General features: G+C 73.9%; 11 protein-coding genes and 1 pseudogene. 7 read left to right on the top strand and 5 right to left on the bottom strand.

Going from position 1 to position 13,238, the window contains the following annotated elements; translation table 11 throughout:
* Window positions 1–289 precede the first annotated feature (289 nt).
* Together E1291_RS42430 and E1291_RS31890 are read left to right on the top strand one after the other, a co-directional pair.
* On the top strand, window positions 290–451 hold the full coding sequence (locus tag E1291_RS42430; RefSeq protein WP_165495376.1) for a hypothetical protein: 162 nt from the start codon (window positions 290–292) through the stop codon (window positions 449–451).
* Between the two features lie 239 nt (window positions 452–690).
* The gene (locus E1291_RS31890) at window positions 691–1,515 is read left to right on the top strand and encodes a class I SAM-dependent methyltransferase (RefSeq protein ID WP_131741795.1); all 825 of its coding nucleotides are present in this window, start codon (window positions 691–693) and stop codon (window positions 1,513–1,515) included.
* Between the two features lie 39 nt (window positions 1,516–1,554).
* Here the strand turns inward: E1291_RS31890 and E1291_RS31895 are convergent, their stop codons facing one another.
* The 5 genes from E1291_RS31895 to E1291_RS31915 form a co-directional block, all read right to left on the bottom strand.
* A complete protein-coding gene (locus tag E1291_RS31895) occupies window positions 1,555–2,550 on the bottom strand; it encodes a zinc-dependent alcohol dehydrogenase family protein (RefSeq protein WP_131741796.1) in 996 nt (331 codons plus the stop codon).
* A gap of 1 nt (window position 2,551) precedes the next feature.
* On the bottom strand, window positions 2,552–4,918 hold the full coding sequence (locus tag E1291_RS31900) for a SpoIIE family protein phosphatase (protein ID WP_131741797.1): 2,367 nt from the start codon (window positions 4,916–4,918) through the stop codon (window positions 2,552–2,554).
* A 234-nt stretch (window positions 4,919–5,152) separates the two neighbouring features.
* Complete coding sequence (locus tag E1291_RS31905; protein WP_131741798.1) at window positions 5,153–5,872, bottom strand: iron-dependent transcriptional repressor DtxR; 720 nt, start codon at window positions 5,870–5,872, stop codon at window positions 5,153–5,155.
* Between the two features lie 169 nt (window positions 5,873–6,041).
* Window positions 6,042–7,499: an MFS transporter gene (locus E1291_RS31910; protein ID WP_242614505.1), complete on the bottom strand. Its 1,458-nt coding sequence runs from the start codon at window positions 7,497–7,499 to the stop codon at window positions 6,042–6,044.
* Window positions 7,496–8,296 (bottom strand): pyridoxal 5'-phosphate synthase, encoded by an 801-nt coding sequence (locus tag E1291_RS31915; RefSeq protein ID WP_131741800.1) that lies wholly within the window; start codon window positions 8,294–8,296, stop codon window positions 7,496–7,498. The genes E1291_RS31910 and E1291_RS31915 overlap by 4 nt, the downstream gene beginning before the upstream one ends.
* Window positions 8,297–8,387: 91 nt before the next feature.
* Between E1291_RS31915 and E1291_RS31920 the strand changes: the two genes are divergently transcribed.
* From E1291_RS31920 to E1291_RS31935, 5 genes and pseudogenes are all read left to right on the top strand, one after another.
* Window positions 8,388–9,497: a citrate synthase 2 gene (locus E1291_RS31920; protein ID WP_131741801.1), complete on the top strand. Its 1,110-nt coding sequence runs from the start codon at window positions 8,388–8,390 to the stop codon at window positions 9,495–9,497.
* A 329-nt stretch (window positions 9,498–9,826) separates the two neighbouring features.
* Window positions 9,827–10,966 (top strand): phosphoserine transaminase, encoded by a 1,140-nt coding sequence (serC, locus tag E1291_RS31925; protein ID WP_131741802.1) that lies wholly within the window; start codon window positions 9,827–9,829, stop codon window positions 10,964–10,966.
* 113 nt (window positions 10,967–11,079) lie between these two features.
* On the top strand, window positions 11,080–11,211 hold the full coding sequence (locus E1291_RS44765; RefSeq protein WP_278045295.1) for a hypothetical protein: 132 nt from the start codon (window positions 11,080–11,082) through the stop codon (window positions 11,209–11,211).
* 79 nt (window positions 11,212–11,290) lie between these two features.
* The gene (locus E1291_RS31930) at window positions 11,291–12,367 is read left to right on the top strand and encodes a hypothetical protein (protein WP_131741803.1); all 1,077 of its coding nucleotides are present in this window, start codon (window positions 11,291–11,293) and stop codon (window positions 12,365–12,367) included.
* Window positions 12,368–12,464: 97 nt separating this feature from the next.
* Window positions 12,465–13,238: pseudogene (locus tag E1291_RS31935) on the top strand (hypothetical protein); the annotation flags it as partial.

A 13,238-nucleotide genomic window follows, 5' to 3' on the forward strand; every position in this document is an offset into this window, starting at 1 on the left:
CGCGCCGAGGACCCGCGTCGCGAGCCCCGGCGCGGCGAACGCCGCGACGCCGAGCGCGACCCGGCCGCGCGCCAACGTGATCATGAGACCGTCCAGGGTGTCCCTGCCGTCAGTTTTCTTCTCTTCTGCCACAGACGGGAGGTTATCGGTGCCCGGCCGGGCACCCGCCGCCGAACCGCCGGGGCCCGCGCGGGACGCGCGGCGCGGCGGACGCGCCGTCCCCGGGTCACCGGCGGCCGCGCCGTCTATGGTTCAAGGAGGCGGCTCTCCCTCCGGAACGAAGGTGGCCATGGAAGGCATCCTCAGCCTCGGTGTCATCGCACTGCTCGCCACGTTCTGCGTGCGCTGGGCCGCGATCCGGCTGCGCGTCCCCGCACCGACCAGGTTCGCGGTCATCAGCGTGTTCGTGCTGACCGTGGGCGCGCTCTACGGCCAGCACGTGAACACCTGACCGCCCGCCGGGGCGGATCGTCCGGTTTTCTGGTGACCGGGCGCGAACTTCCCGGCGCCACGGTGAGTCATATATGGCGAAACCGACCTCGCGTCCGTTCGGCGTCCCGCCGGCGGCGGCGCCCTCTTCCCGGCCCAGGGCGCCCGCCCCGCGGGCTCCCGGCCTTCCGGGCACGCCCGGCGGCGGACGCGGGCGGTGGTCCCGTCCGGCACAGCCGGCCCGAGCCGAGGGAGTGCAGCGTGCCGCATCCGGCGCCCGTGATACCGCAGACCGTCGGCGCGGCGGCCCCGCATCTGCGGCGGCTGCTGGAGTTCGCCGAGCCCGCCCGCGACGACGTCTGCCTGGACGTGGCGCGCGGCCGCGGGCCGATGCCCGCCGCGCTCGGCCCGCAGGTCCGCCATGTGACCGCGGTGGACGCGATGCCCGTGGACGCGATGCCCGGGGGGGCGCGCCGCGGCCGGACGTCCACGGTCACCTTCGAGACGGGCCCGGTGCGGATCGCCGGCGGCGACCGCACCGCGCCGCCCACCGCGTCCGGCGTCGCCGGACCGGTCCGGCACGGCGACCCCGACGGCTCGACGGTCCGCGCCGACGCCACCGCGCTGCCCTACCGCGACGGCACCTTCTCCCTGGTCACGGCCCGGTTCTCGCTGTACAACCTGGGCGACCCCGAGCCGGTGCTGCGCGAGCTGCTGCGAGTGTGCCGGCGCGGCGGACGGCTGATCATCGCCGATCTCGTCCGGGGCAACCTCACCGGCCCGGACCGGGACCGCATCGAGCGGCTGCGCGACCCCGGCCACCCGGGCACCCCGTCCATCGCCCGGCTCACCGAGCTGATCACCTCGGCGGGCGCGACGATACGCCGGCTGGACGTGTTCACGGTCGAGCGGCCGGTGGAGCCGTGGCTGGCCGACGCGCGCGACCCGGTGGCGGCCCAGCGGATCCGCGAGGCGCTCGTCGACGAGGTGGACGGCGGGCCCCGCACCGGCGCCAAGCCCCGAATCATCGGCGGCGAGCTGTGGTTCACGCAGTCGTGGGCGCACGTGGCCGCGGAGCCGATCTGACGGCCCGCCCGGCGTCCGGCCGGGCGGCCCGCCCCCGTGTCAGGGGACGAGCACGGCCGCGCCGGTGAAGCGGTCGGCGGCGAGGTCGGCGAGGGCCCGGTCGGCGTCGTCGAGGGCGTAGGGACGGGTGGTGACGGCCACGTCCAGGCGGGCCGCCAGGCGGAGGAACTCGGCGCCGTCCGCGCGGGTGTTGGCGGTCACCGAGCGCAGCTGCCGCTCCTGGAACAGGTGCCGCGCGTAGTCGAGCGCCGGGATCTCACTGAGATGGATGCCCGCGACGGCGAGCGTTCCGCCCCGGTCGAGGCGTTCGAGGGCCGCGGGTACGAGCGCGCCCGCGGGGGCGAAGACGATCGCGGCGTCCAGCGGCGCGGGGTTCGCGTCGAAGGAGTCGCCCGCCCAGGACGCGCCGAGCTCGCGGGCCAGCTCGCGGGCCGCCGGGGCGCGGGTGAACACGTGCACGTCCGTGCCCTCGGCGAGGGCGATCTGCGCGGCCAGGTGCGCCGAGCCGCCGAACCCCCAGATGCCGAGGCGCCCGCCGGGCGGCGGGTCCGCGCGGCGCAGCGCGCGGTAGCCGATGATGCCGGCGCACAGCAGCGGCGCGGCGCGGACGTCGTCGAGCTCGGCGGGCAGCGCGTAGGCGTAGGCGTCCACGGCGAGGGCGTACTCGGCGTAGCCGCCGTGGGCGTCCCAGCCGGTGTACACCGAGGACGGGCACAGGTTCTCGGCGCCGCGGCGGCAGAACCGGCAGGCCCCGCAGGTGCCGCGCAGCCAGGCCACGCCGACCCGGTCGCCGGTCGCGTGCAGGGTCCCGGGCCCGGCGGCGGCGACCTCGCCGACGATCTCGTGGCCCGGCGTCACCCCGGGCAGGTGGACGGGCAGGTCGCCCTCGGCGACGTGCAGGTCGGTGCGGCACACCCCGCACGCCAGGACCCGCACGGTGAGCTCGCCCGGCCCGGGCTCGGGGACGTCCCGGGCGACGCGGCGCAGCGGCGCCGAGGTGATCGGCGCCGGTGCCTCCACCGCCCACGCGCGCATGTCAGGGCGTGAGCGGCAGCTCGAACCAGACGGCCTTGCCGTCGGCCGTCGGCCGCGCCCCCCAGCGGGTGGCGAGCTGGTCGACCAGGTACAGCCCGCGGCCGCCCTCGTCGGTCTCGCCCGCGCTGCGGATGCGCGGGAGCCGCATGTCGGAGTCGAACACCTCGACCCAGATCGCGTCGGCGCCGCGGCGCAGCCGGAGCCGGAACTCCTTGGTGGGGGGCTCGCGGCGGCCGAGGTCGGCGCCGAGGTTCCAGTCGTCCTCGTCGAAGGCGCCGCCGTCGAACGCGCCCGCGTCGAAGGTCCCGGCGAACGCGACGCCGTCGAATCCGCCCGCGTCGAACTGGTCGGCCGTGAGCTGCTCGGTGAACTGGACGGGCGGCGGCGCGCTCAGCGGCTCGCCGCCGCGGCGGCCCGCGGGCACCGGGACCACCATCTCGCGGCGCGGCGTGGGCGTGGTGGTGGCGTGCAGGACGACGTTGGTGACGACCTCGGAGACCAGCAGGCACGCCAGCTCGGCCTGCTCGTCGAGCATCCCCCAGCCGGCGAACGCGTCGGCGGCCATCCGGCGCGCCTCCGAGACCATGATCGGCTCGGCGGCGAAGGTGCGCTCCTCGACGGCGAGCTCCTCGGCCGCGGTGCGGATCACGACGATGGCCACGTCGTCGTCGATGTCGCCGGGCACCGCCTCGTAGGCGGCGTTGGCGATCGTCTCGACGCCGCCGCGGGCGACCTCGGCGACGGCGGCGCGGACCATCTCCCGCGACTCCTCGCGGGTGTAGTACTCGCCGTCGTCGCGGGGGCGCCGGTCGATCAGGCCGTCGGTGTAGAGGACGAGCGTGGCGCCCGGCTTCAGCTCCGACGTCTCCTCGTTGTAGAGGATCTCGCCGCCCATGCCGGAGGCGCGGACGCCGAGCATGGCGCCCTCGCTCTCGAACGCCAGCTCGCCGACCTCGCCGTCCACGATGAGGATCGGCGGGTCGTGCCCGGCGTTGGCGAACTCCAGGACCCGCGACCACGCGTCGTACACGAAGTAGGTGCAGGAGACCAGCGGCGGGCGGACGAGGTCGTCGCTGTTCCACCCCGAGCGCATCCGCTCGGGCCGGGTCATCGTGCGGACCCACTCGTCGAGCTTGCGCAGGATGTCGGCCGGGGGCTTGTCGTCCTGGGCGAAGGCGCGCAGCGCGGCGCGGAGCTGGCCCATGACGGCGGCGGCGCGCGCGCCGCGCCCCTCGACGTCGCCGATCACGAGGCCGACCCGGCCCGCCGACAGCGGGATCACGTCGTACCAGTCGCCGCCGACCTGGGTCTGGATGCCGTGCCCGTGCGACTCCAGCGGGCGGGCGGGCTCGTACCGCCAGGCGATCTGCAGGCCGTCCAGCCGGGGCGGCCGGTCGCCGGGCAGCAGGTGCTTCTGGAAGGCCAGCGCCGTCTCGCGCTCCTCCTCGAACAGCAGCGCGTTGTCGACCGACAGCGCCACCCGGCTGGCGATCGCGCCGAGCAGGTCGCGGTCGAAGCCGTCGTAGTGCGGGTCGGGCCGCTTGGACAGGTTGGACAGCGCCAGGCTCATCACGCCGAGCAGCTCGCCGCGCACCAGCAGCGGCGCGGAGATCACCGAGGTGATGCCCATCGCGTCGCCGAGCCGCTTGGACGACTCCGACGGCGCGGCGAACCGGTGCTGGACCATGTCCTCGACGAGCACGGCGTCCCGGCGGTCCATCGCCTTGGCGCTGAAGTGACCGGCCGGGTAGGAGACGGGCTCGCCGACCTCGGCCCAGGTGCCGGGCGGCGGTTCCCAGCCGCCCGCGTGCCGCGACACCCGCCGGTAGAGCCGGTCGCCGCTGAACAGGTCGATGAAGCAGTGGTCGGCGAACTGCGGGACGAGGGTGTCGGCCACCCGCCGCAGCGTGCTCTCCAGCTCCAGCGACCCGGCGAGCCGCTCCCCGATGCGCTCCATCAGGCCGTAACGCTCCTGGTCGCGCTGGTTGGACCGCAGCGCCTCCCGGGCGAAGATCACGACCCCGTCGACCGCGCCCGACGGATGACGCAGGGGCACGGCGTGCGCGCGCGTGTAGACGGTGGTGCCGTCGGCGCGCAGATTGCAGAACGTGCCCTCCCAGACACCGCCCTTGAGCACGTGCTTGGCCAGCTCGGTGGCCTGCTCGTGGTCCTCCTCGGCGATGCCGAGGGAGAGGATGGAGTGGCCGATGACCTCGTCGCCGCCGAAGCCGAACAGCTGCCGCGCGAACGCGTTGCCGTAGATGACGTTGCTGAAGCGGTCACAGACGATGACCGCCATCTCCATCTGGTTGAGGACGGTCTCGGGTGGCAGATGCGCCTCGAAGGACGCTTCCCCCCAACGCTTCATCTCCCCATCCCGGTAACTGAAGCCGGCCCGCCGGTGACCGCTCTCGTCCGGCACGGCCCCCGGCCGGCGCCCGGCGCGGTGATCACCGGGCGTCGCGGCGCGGCTGCCGCGCGTACCTCTTCCGTCGTATTGAACGACGAACCCGCCGCCGGGATACGCCCGAAAGGCGCGATGGTATGGAGATCTTCGGTATAGACCGGCTGAGCGGGGACGGGGGGTCGCACGCGCCGCTGGTCAGCGCCTGCTGACGAACACGTGCTCGGCGATGTCGCGCGGCAGTTCCGTGTCCGGTCCGCCGGCGGTCTCGGCACTGTCGGCCTCGTCGCCACAGGTCACCCGCACCCCGTCATCGGTCGCCCGAAGAGTCACCTCACGTCCCGGTTGTATCCCTATCCGCTTGAGTCTAAGCATCAGGTCGCTGTCGCTCTGCACCTGTTCGCTGATGCGCCGGACGACGGCGCCCGCCCCCGCCGGGCTGGCCACCGCGGTCATCACCGACAGCGGCGCCGCATCGGCATCGTCCCCGTGCCCGCCGAGCTCGTCAAGGCCCGGGATCGGGTTCCCGTGCGGGCAGGTCGTGGGGTTGTCCAGCAGCGCGACCAGCCGCCGCTCGACCTCCTCCGACATCACGTGCTCCCAGCGGCACGCCTCGATGTGGACGTCCTCCCAGGGCAGGCCGATCACGTTGACCAGCAGGCATTCGGCGAGCCTGTGCTTGCGCATCACCCGGGTCGCCAGACCGCGGCCGCTATCGGTCAGCTCAAGGTGCCGATCGCCCTCGACCCGGAGCAGACCGTCGCGTTCCATCCGCGCGACCGTCTGGCTCACCGTCGGGCCGCTCTGCGAGAGCCGCTCGGCGATGCGCGCGCGAAGGGGGATGATCCCCTCCTCTTCGAGTTCGAAGACCGTCCGGAGATACATCTCCGTGGTATCGATCAGGCCGTGTGAGGTCACAGCTCCCTCCAGTCTTATGGCCACGAGTCTACTTGCTCGGCACCCTCGGCGCCGGGGCCGATGAATATCCCCCGTGTGATGGGTGAACAGCAACGCGCGATGAGGGCCAGAACTTCCCGCGACGCCGGAATCTTCCTTCCGGACGCCCTCCGGGAACGCGGCGGCCGGGCTAGTCGAAACGGTCCACCAGGCGGGTGTCGTAGCGCAGGAGCGCCGGGACGGCGAAGCCCGCGACCACCACCAGGACGGCGCAGGCCAGGCCGCCGCCCACCCAGGACGCGGTGGCCCCGGCGGCGCTGGCCGTCGCCCCCGCGCGCAGGTCGCCCAGGCGCGGCCCGCCCGCGACGACCACGGTGAAGACGCCCTGGAGGCGGCCGCGCATCTCGTCCGGCGCGTAGGTCTGCAGCATCGTCTGCCGGAACACCGCCGACACGAGGTCGGCGCCGCCGCCCACGGCCAGCAGGAGGACCGCCAGCCACAGCCAGTGGGTCAGCCCGGCCGCCGCCACGGCCAGGCCCCACACCACGATGGACACGATCAGGGCGATCCCCTGCCGGTGCACCCGCCCGATCCAGCCGGACACCAGGCCCCCGGCGACGGCGCCGAGGGCGATCGAGGCGAACAGCCAGCCCACGGCGCCCTCCCCGCCGAACCGGGTCTCGGCCAGCTCCGGGAACAGGGCGCGCGGCATCGCGACGCCCATCGCGATGATGTCCACGACGAACGACATCATCAGGACCGGCTGGGTGGACAGGTACCGCAGCCCGTCGAACACCGACCGCAGGCCGGGCGACCCGGTCACGTCGCCGAGCGGCGGGATGCCGGGCAGGCGGAACGCCGAGTACAGCCCGACCGTGAACAGCGCGGCGTCGAGCCCGTAGGCCGCCGCGTAGTTCCAGCGGGCGAGGATCACCCCGGCGAACAGCGGCCCGGCCAGGCTTCCGGCCGTGCTGGCGGTGAAGCTGAGCGTGTTGGCCGCCGAGACCAGCGGCGCGTCCACCAGCCGCGGGATGATCGCGCTGCGGGTCGGCGAGGACACCGCGAACCCCACCGCCTGCACGGCGACCACCACCATGATCAGCGCCAGGCTCTCCACGCCGAGCAGGGCCTGGACGAGCAGCAGCAGCGTCGACGCCCAGGTGACGCAGGACGAGATGAACAGCAGCTTGCGCCGGTCCACGTGGTCGGCGATCGCGCCGCCCCAGAGCCCGAACACGATCAGCGGGACGAGGTTGACGAGCCCCAGCATCCCGACCCAGAACGACGAGCCGGTCATGTCGTACACCTGGACGGGGACGGCCACGGCGGTGACCTGGAACCCGATGAACGAGACCCCGTGCCCGAGCCACAGCCGCCGGAAGGCGGGCACGCGCAGCGGCCGGGCGTCGATCGCCAGCCGCCGCAGCCGCCCGCCGAGACCCGCCCGCTCGCCCGACCCGGCGCTCGCGGGCTCGGGGAGGGCGGCGGGCTCACCGGCCAGGGCTCCGAGAGCGGGAGCCGGGGCCGGTGAGGTGTCCTCGAAGGGGCCGTGCGGCGGGGTGTCCGAGGGGACGTCCGTGCCGTCGGTGGCGGAGGGACGGCCGATGTCAGGAGTATCAGTGGGGGTTGGCTGCTGTTCCGACGTCACGGAGACAGTCTGACAATCCCCCATTTACCGGCCGCCTCCGGGGTTCCCTCACCTCCCGCCTCCACCTCGCGGCGGTAGCCGATGCGGTCGTGCAGCCGGTCGGGCCGTCCCTGCCAGAACTCGATCGACTCCGGGAGGACGCGGTAGCCGCCCCAGAAGTCGGGCAGCGGCACGGCGTCCGCCTCGTCCTCTGCGGGCCCGGTTCCGGGTTCGGCGTCGGAGACCCCGGCGAGCCCCTCCGTCCCGGCGGCGGTTGCTGGATCCGGCCACCGCTGGGACAACTCGGCGTAGCGCCGTTCCAGCACTCCGCGATCCGGGATGACCGCCGACTGGTGCTCGCTCGCCCAGGCACCGATCCGCGAACCGTAGGGCCGCGTCCGGAAGTAGGCCGCCGTCTCCTCTCGGCCCAGTTCGAGGACGGGCCCGGCGACGCGGACCTGCCGGTGCATCGGATGCCAGGGGAACACGAGCGCCGCCCGAGGGTTCCCGGCGAGGTCCTCGGCCTTGTGCGAGCGCAGGTTGGTGAAGAACCGGAATCCGCGCGGTCCGTAGCCCTTGAGCAGGACGGTCCGCGCGCTCGGCACGCCGTCTGCCGAGGCGGTGGCCAGCACCATCGCGTTCGGCTCGGCAAGGCCGAACGCGTGGACGTCGGCGAACCACGCCGCGAACAGGGCGAGCGGGTCGGCGGGGAGCGCCCGCTCCGCCAATTCACCGTCCTCGTAGGATCTGCGGAGCCGAGCGGGGTCTGGAGTCTGGGATTCCACAGCGTCTGAGCCTCTCACCTGGGCATTGTCCATCTCCTAGGGGCCTGGGTACTGGACGGTAAGACAGACAGGGTTCAATGGCACGGCACCGCCTTATCACTATGGGGACGAAAGGCAGGACGACATGTCCGACTTCAAACCCGGTCTCGAGGGGGTCGTAGCCTTCGAGACCGAGATCGCGGAACCGGATAAGGAGGGCGGGGCCCTCCGTTACCGCGGCGTCGACATCGAGGAGCTCGTCGGCCGCGTCTCCTTTGGTGACGCCTGGGGCCTGCTCGTGGATGACAGCTTCGACCCCGGCCTCGCCCCGGCCGACCCCCACGTTCTCCCGGTCACCTCCGGTGACGTGCGGGTGGACGTGCAGAGCGCGCTCCCGACGCTGGCCCCCGCCTACGGGATGCGGCCGCTGCTCGACATCACCGACGAGCAGGCCCGCGCGGACCTCGCCCGCGTCTCGGCGACGGCCCTGTCGTTCGTGGCGCAGTCGGCGCGCGGCATCGGCGTCCCGATGGTCCCGCAGGACCGCATCGACGAGGCCAAGACCATCACCGAGCGGTTCATGATCCGCTGGCGCGGTGAGCCTGACCCCAAGCACGTTCAGGCCATCGACGCGTACTGGGTCTCCGCCGCCGAGCACGGCCTGAACGCCTCCACCTTCACCGCCCGCGTCATCGCCTCCACCGGCGCGGACGTGGCGGCCAGCGTCTCCGGCGCGATCGGCGCCATGTCGGGCCCGCTGCACGGCGGCGCCCCCGCCCGCGTCCTGCCGATGATCGAGAAGGTCGAGCGGATCGGGGACGCCCGCAAGGTCGTCACCGACATCCTCGACTCCGGTGAGCGGCTGATGGGCTTCGGCCACCGCGTCTACCGGGCCGAGGACCCGCGCGCCCGCGTGCTGCGCCGCACCGCCAAGGAGCTGAACGCCCCGCGCTTCGACGCCGCCAAGGCGCTGGAGGACGCGGCCCTCGCCGAGCTGCGCGAGCGGCGGCCGGACCGGCCGATCGAGACCAACGTCGAGTTCTGGGCCGCGGTCATCCTGGACTTCGCCGAGGTCCCGACCGCGATGATGCCCGCGATGTTCACCTGCGGCCGCACCGCGGGCTGGGCCGCGCACATCCTGGAGCAGAAGCGCACCGGCCGGCTCGTGCGGCCGAGCGCCCGCTACACCGGCCCCGGCAGCCGTTCCATCGAGGACGTCACCGGGTCGGCGGAGGTCCTCAAGCGCACCGCCTGAACCCGGGGGCACCGCCCCCGCCCGAAACGCGCTCGAGGCCCCCGGTCCGCCGGGGGCCTTGCCCGTTTCCGGGGGGGGTTCGGTCTTCAGCGCGATCCCGGCCCCGGGCTCGCCGCCTGACCGGTCCCGGCCGGGCGCGGCATCGCTTCGCGTTCCGCCGAGCGGGGCTCGCCTCGGCATCGCCCCGCCGAGCAGGTAACGCGCTCAAGTGAGAGCAAAGCATCACAGTGAGACAGACCCTCGTACCGGGCCCGCGCGGGCGCGGCGCGCCGTCTCGGCATGTGAACCCCGCCCCCGATCTACGGTGCAGGTCAAGTAGCCTGCTTCGAGTGACCGACAGCGCGAAACCAGCCATAGTCCTGCCCGCCGACATCAAGCCCGCCGACGGCCGCTTCGGCTGCGGGCCGTCCAAGGTCCGTCCCCAGCAGCTCGCCGCGCTCGCCGAAACCGGCTCGACCTACATGGGCACCTCGCACCGGCAGAAGCCGGTCAAGTCCGTGGTCGGCCGCGTCCGCGAGGGCCTGGCCCAGCTGTTCTCGCTCCCCGAGGGGTATGAGGTCCTGCTCAGCAACGGCGGCACCACCGCCTTCTGGGACGCGGCCTCGTTCGGACTCGTCCGGCAGCGGTCGCAGCACCTGACGTTCGGTGAGTTCTCCAGCAAGTTCGCCAAGGTCACCACGGGCGCGCCCTGGCTGGGGAACCCCACCGTCATCCACAGCGAGCCGGGCACGCACCCCGAGGCGTCCGCCGAGGAGGACGTCGACGTCTACGCCCTCACCCACAACGAGACCTCGACCGGCGTCGCCATGCCGATCACGCGCCCGGCCGGCACCACCGCCGCCGAGGGCCTCGTGCTCGTGGACGCGACGTCCGGCGCGGGCGGCCTGCCCGTGGACGTCACCGAGACCGACGTCTACTACTTCGCGCCGCAGAAGTCCTTCGCCGCCGACGGCGGCCTGTGGATCGCGCTCGCGTCCCCGGCGGCGCTCGCCCGGATCGACGAGATCGCCTCGTCCGACCGGTACGTCCCGGAGTTCTTCAACCTCAAGACGGTCGTCGACAACTCCGCCAAGGACCAGACCTACAACACCCCGGCCGTCGCGACGCTGCTGCTGTTCGCCGACCAGATCGAGTGGATGAACGGTCAGGGCGGCCTCGCCTGGACCACGGCCCGCACCGCCGACTCGTCCCAGCGCCTCTACACCTGGGCCGAGAAGACGTCCTACACCTCGCCGTTCGTCACCGACCCGGCCAAGCGCTCGCAGGTCGTCGGCACGATCGACTTCACCGACGAGGTGGACGCCGCCGCCGTCGCGGCGACGCTGCGCGCCAACGGCATCGTGGACACCGAGCCCTACCGCAAGCTGGGCCGCAACCAGCTGCGCATCGGCATGTTCCCCGCCATCGACCCCGACGACGTCGAGGCCCTCACCGCCTGCGTCGACTACATCGTCGAGCGGCAGAGCTGATCGAAGCCCGGCCCAGGGGGCTCGCCCGACGGCTCGCCCCCTGACCGGGCTTGCGGGGGCGCGGGCTCGCGCGGGCCGGATCTCCGGTGGCCGTGATCTTTGAGAGGTAGATCATGGGTGGACGGTTCGAGGCGGGCACGGGTCCGCATAAGCTCGGATCCGTGAATCGCGCGCCCCAATGGCTGCTCCCCACCGTGCTGACCGCGCTCGTGCTGGCCGTGGTCGTCGGCGCGCTGCTCAATTGATCATCGGGGCCGGGCCGGCGGCGGGCGGGAGCGCGGGACACGTATGATCATGGGGGCGCCTCACGGGGAAGGGCAGGCCATGTCAGTGCGTCCGTCCCGGTCGACGCGCGTCTTCGGCGGCTGCGCCGCGCTGGCCCTCGCCGGCGCGTTCGGCGCGGGCCCGGTGCTCGTCCCGGCCGCCGCCGCCGAGCCGGGCCCCAAGGTCCTCTTCAAGATCACCGATGCGCGGATCAACGAGTCCAGCGGGCTCGCGGCCAGCACCCGGCACCCCGGCGTCGTGTACACCCACAACGACTCCGGCGGCGTCGCGCAGATCTTCGCGCTCGCCCCGGACGGGTCGGTCCGCGCCGTCCTGTCGCTGGCCGGCGCCGGGGCCCGCGACTGGGAGGGCATGGCGCTCGGCAAGGACGACCGGGGCCGTCCGGCGATCTTCGTGGCCGACATCGGCGACAACCTCGGCGGCGCGTGGCCGTACGTCACGCTGTACCGGATCCCCGAGCCGGCCGAGCTGCGCAGCCAGACGATCCGGGCGACCGCGTTCCGGCTGAAGTACGCCGACGGGCCGCGCAACGCCGAGACCGTGATGATCAACCCGCGCACCAACCGCCTCTACATCGCCAGCAAGCTGTTCTCCGGGGCCCTGTACGAGGGGCCCGAGCGGCTGCGGACCGGCACCGCCAACACGCTCCACAAGATCGGCGGGGCGCCGCCGATGGCGACCGACGGCGCGTTCGCCCCCGACGGGAGCACCTGCGTCATCCGCACCTACTTCGGCGCCCGCCTGTACTCGGTGGGGCCGGACGGCCGGCCCGGCAAGTCGATCACCTCGGTGTCGCTGCCGTTCCAGTCCCAGGGCGAGTCGGTGACCTACACGCCGGACGGGCGCTCGCTGCTCGCCGGGTCGGAGGGCCGCGACCAGCCCGTCTACCGCGTCCCGGTGCCCGGCAAGGAGCAGGCGCCGCAATCCGCCTCGCCGTCCGCGAAAGGCGCGGACAAGGGCAAGGGCACGGACAAGGAGAAGGGCGGCGGCAAGGACAGGGCCGACGAAGGGCACCGCGATCCGAGCACCGTGCGGGTGGGGCTGTTCCTCGCCCTCGCCATCGCGGCGGCCGCGTGCTTCGGGCTGCTGCGCAAGGGCCGGCGAGGCGGCCGGTGACGCCGCCTGACCGGCACGCCGCGCGGTGGTCCCGGAGTGCGACCGGATCGTGGAAGGAGGCGACGGGCCCGCGGGGACCCGTGTGAGGATGCGGACTGTGGAGCATGAGCTGGTGGGCCTGGCGGGCCCCGGCGGCCGGTGGAGACCCGTCGCCGCCGGCCCGTTCGCCCTCCTGGCGGTGGCGCTGGCGCTGCTGCCGATCCGCCCGGTGTGGCTCTGGGCGGCGCTGATCGGCGCCGTCGCCGCCGTCCCCTGGCTGCTCGGCGCGGCCCCGGAGGCGCGGCGCCGCCGCCCGCGGCCGTACTGGCGGCTGTCGGCGGCCGGGCTCGAACGGCTCGGCCCCGGCGGGACGATGGTCCGCTACGAGCGCGCCCGCATCGACGGGCTCGCCATCACCACCGGCGACGGCGTGCTGACGGTGTTCCACCGGTTCGGCCGCACCGCGGTCGGCGGGCTGACCTCGATGGGCCTGGAACCGCTCGCGGTGTTCGTGACGGCACGGCGGCTCGGCTTCCCCATGCACGTGCTGGACGGCGAGGCGAGCGACCTGCTCGACCCGGCGCTGGACGAGGCGCTGCGCACCCCCGGCCCGGACGGCGGCGGAGTGGGCGGCGGGCCGGGCGGCGTCCCGCTGTCGCGCGACCACGCCGCCGAGAAGCGGCTCCTCGACCAGGAGGCGGCGCTGCTGTCGGCGGCGCACGAGCCGCCTCGGGTGCCCCTGCCCCGGGACGGCGCGCCCGCGGACGCGCTGCGGCTGGACGCCCCCGCGCCGCTGCCGAGCCGCCGCCGGATCGCCCTGCTCGGCACGCTGGCCGGGCTGCTCGGCGGGTTCATGGTGGTGCGCATCGCGGTGGAGGGCGCCGGCGGGTTC

Source organism: Actinomadura roseirufa, assembly GCF_900659635.1.
GTDB lineage: Bacteria > Actinomycetota > Actinomycetes > Streptosporangiales > Streptosporangiaceae > Spirillospora > Spirillospora roseirufa.

Coding starts and splice junctions, on each gene's coding strand:
- E1291_RS31895 (WP_131741796.1), bottom strand. CDS start 2,550: ATGCGCGCGTGGGCGGTGGAGGCACCGGCGCCGATCACCTCGGCGCCG.
- E1291_RS31930 (WP_131741803.1), top strand. CDS start 11,291: ATGTCAGTGCGTCCGTCCCGGTCGACGCGCGTCTTCGGCGGCTGCGCC.
- E1291_RS31915 (WP_131741800.1), bottom strand. CDS start 8,296: ATGGACAATGCCCAGGTGAGAGGCTCAGACGCTGTGGAATCCCAGACT.
- E1291_RS31900 (WP_131741797.1), bottom strand. CDS start 4,918: ATGAAGCGTTGGGGGGAAGCGTCCTTCGAGGCGCATCTGCCACCCGAG.
- E1291_RS31920 (WP_131741801.1), top strand. CDS start 8,388: ATGTCCGACTTCAAACCCGGTCTCGAGGGGGTCGTAGCCTTCGAGACC.
- E1291_RS42430 (WP_165495376.1), top strand. CDS start 290: ATGGAAGGCATCCTCAGCCTCGGTGTCATCGCACTGCTCGCCACGTTC.
- E1291_RS44765 (WP_278045295.1), top strand. CDS start 11,080: ATGGGTGGACGGTTCGAGGCGGGCACGGGTCCGCATAAGCTCGGATCC.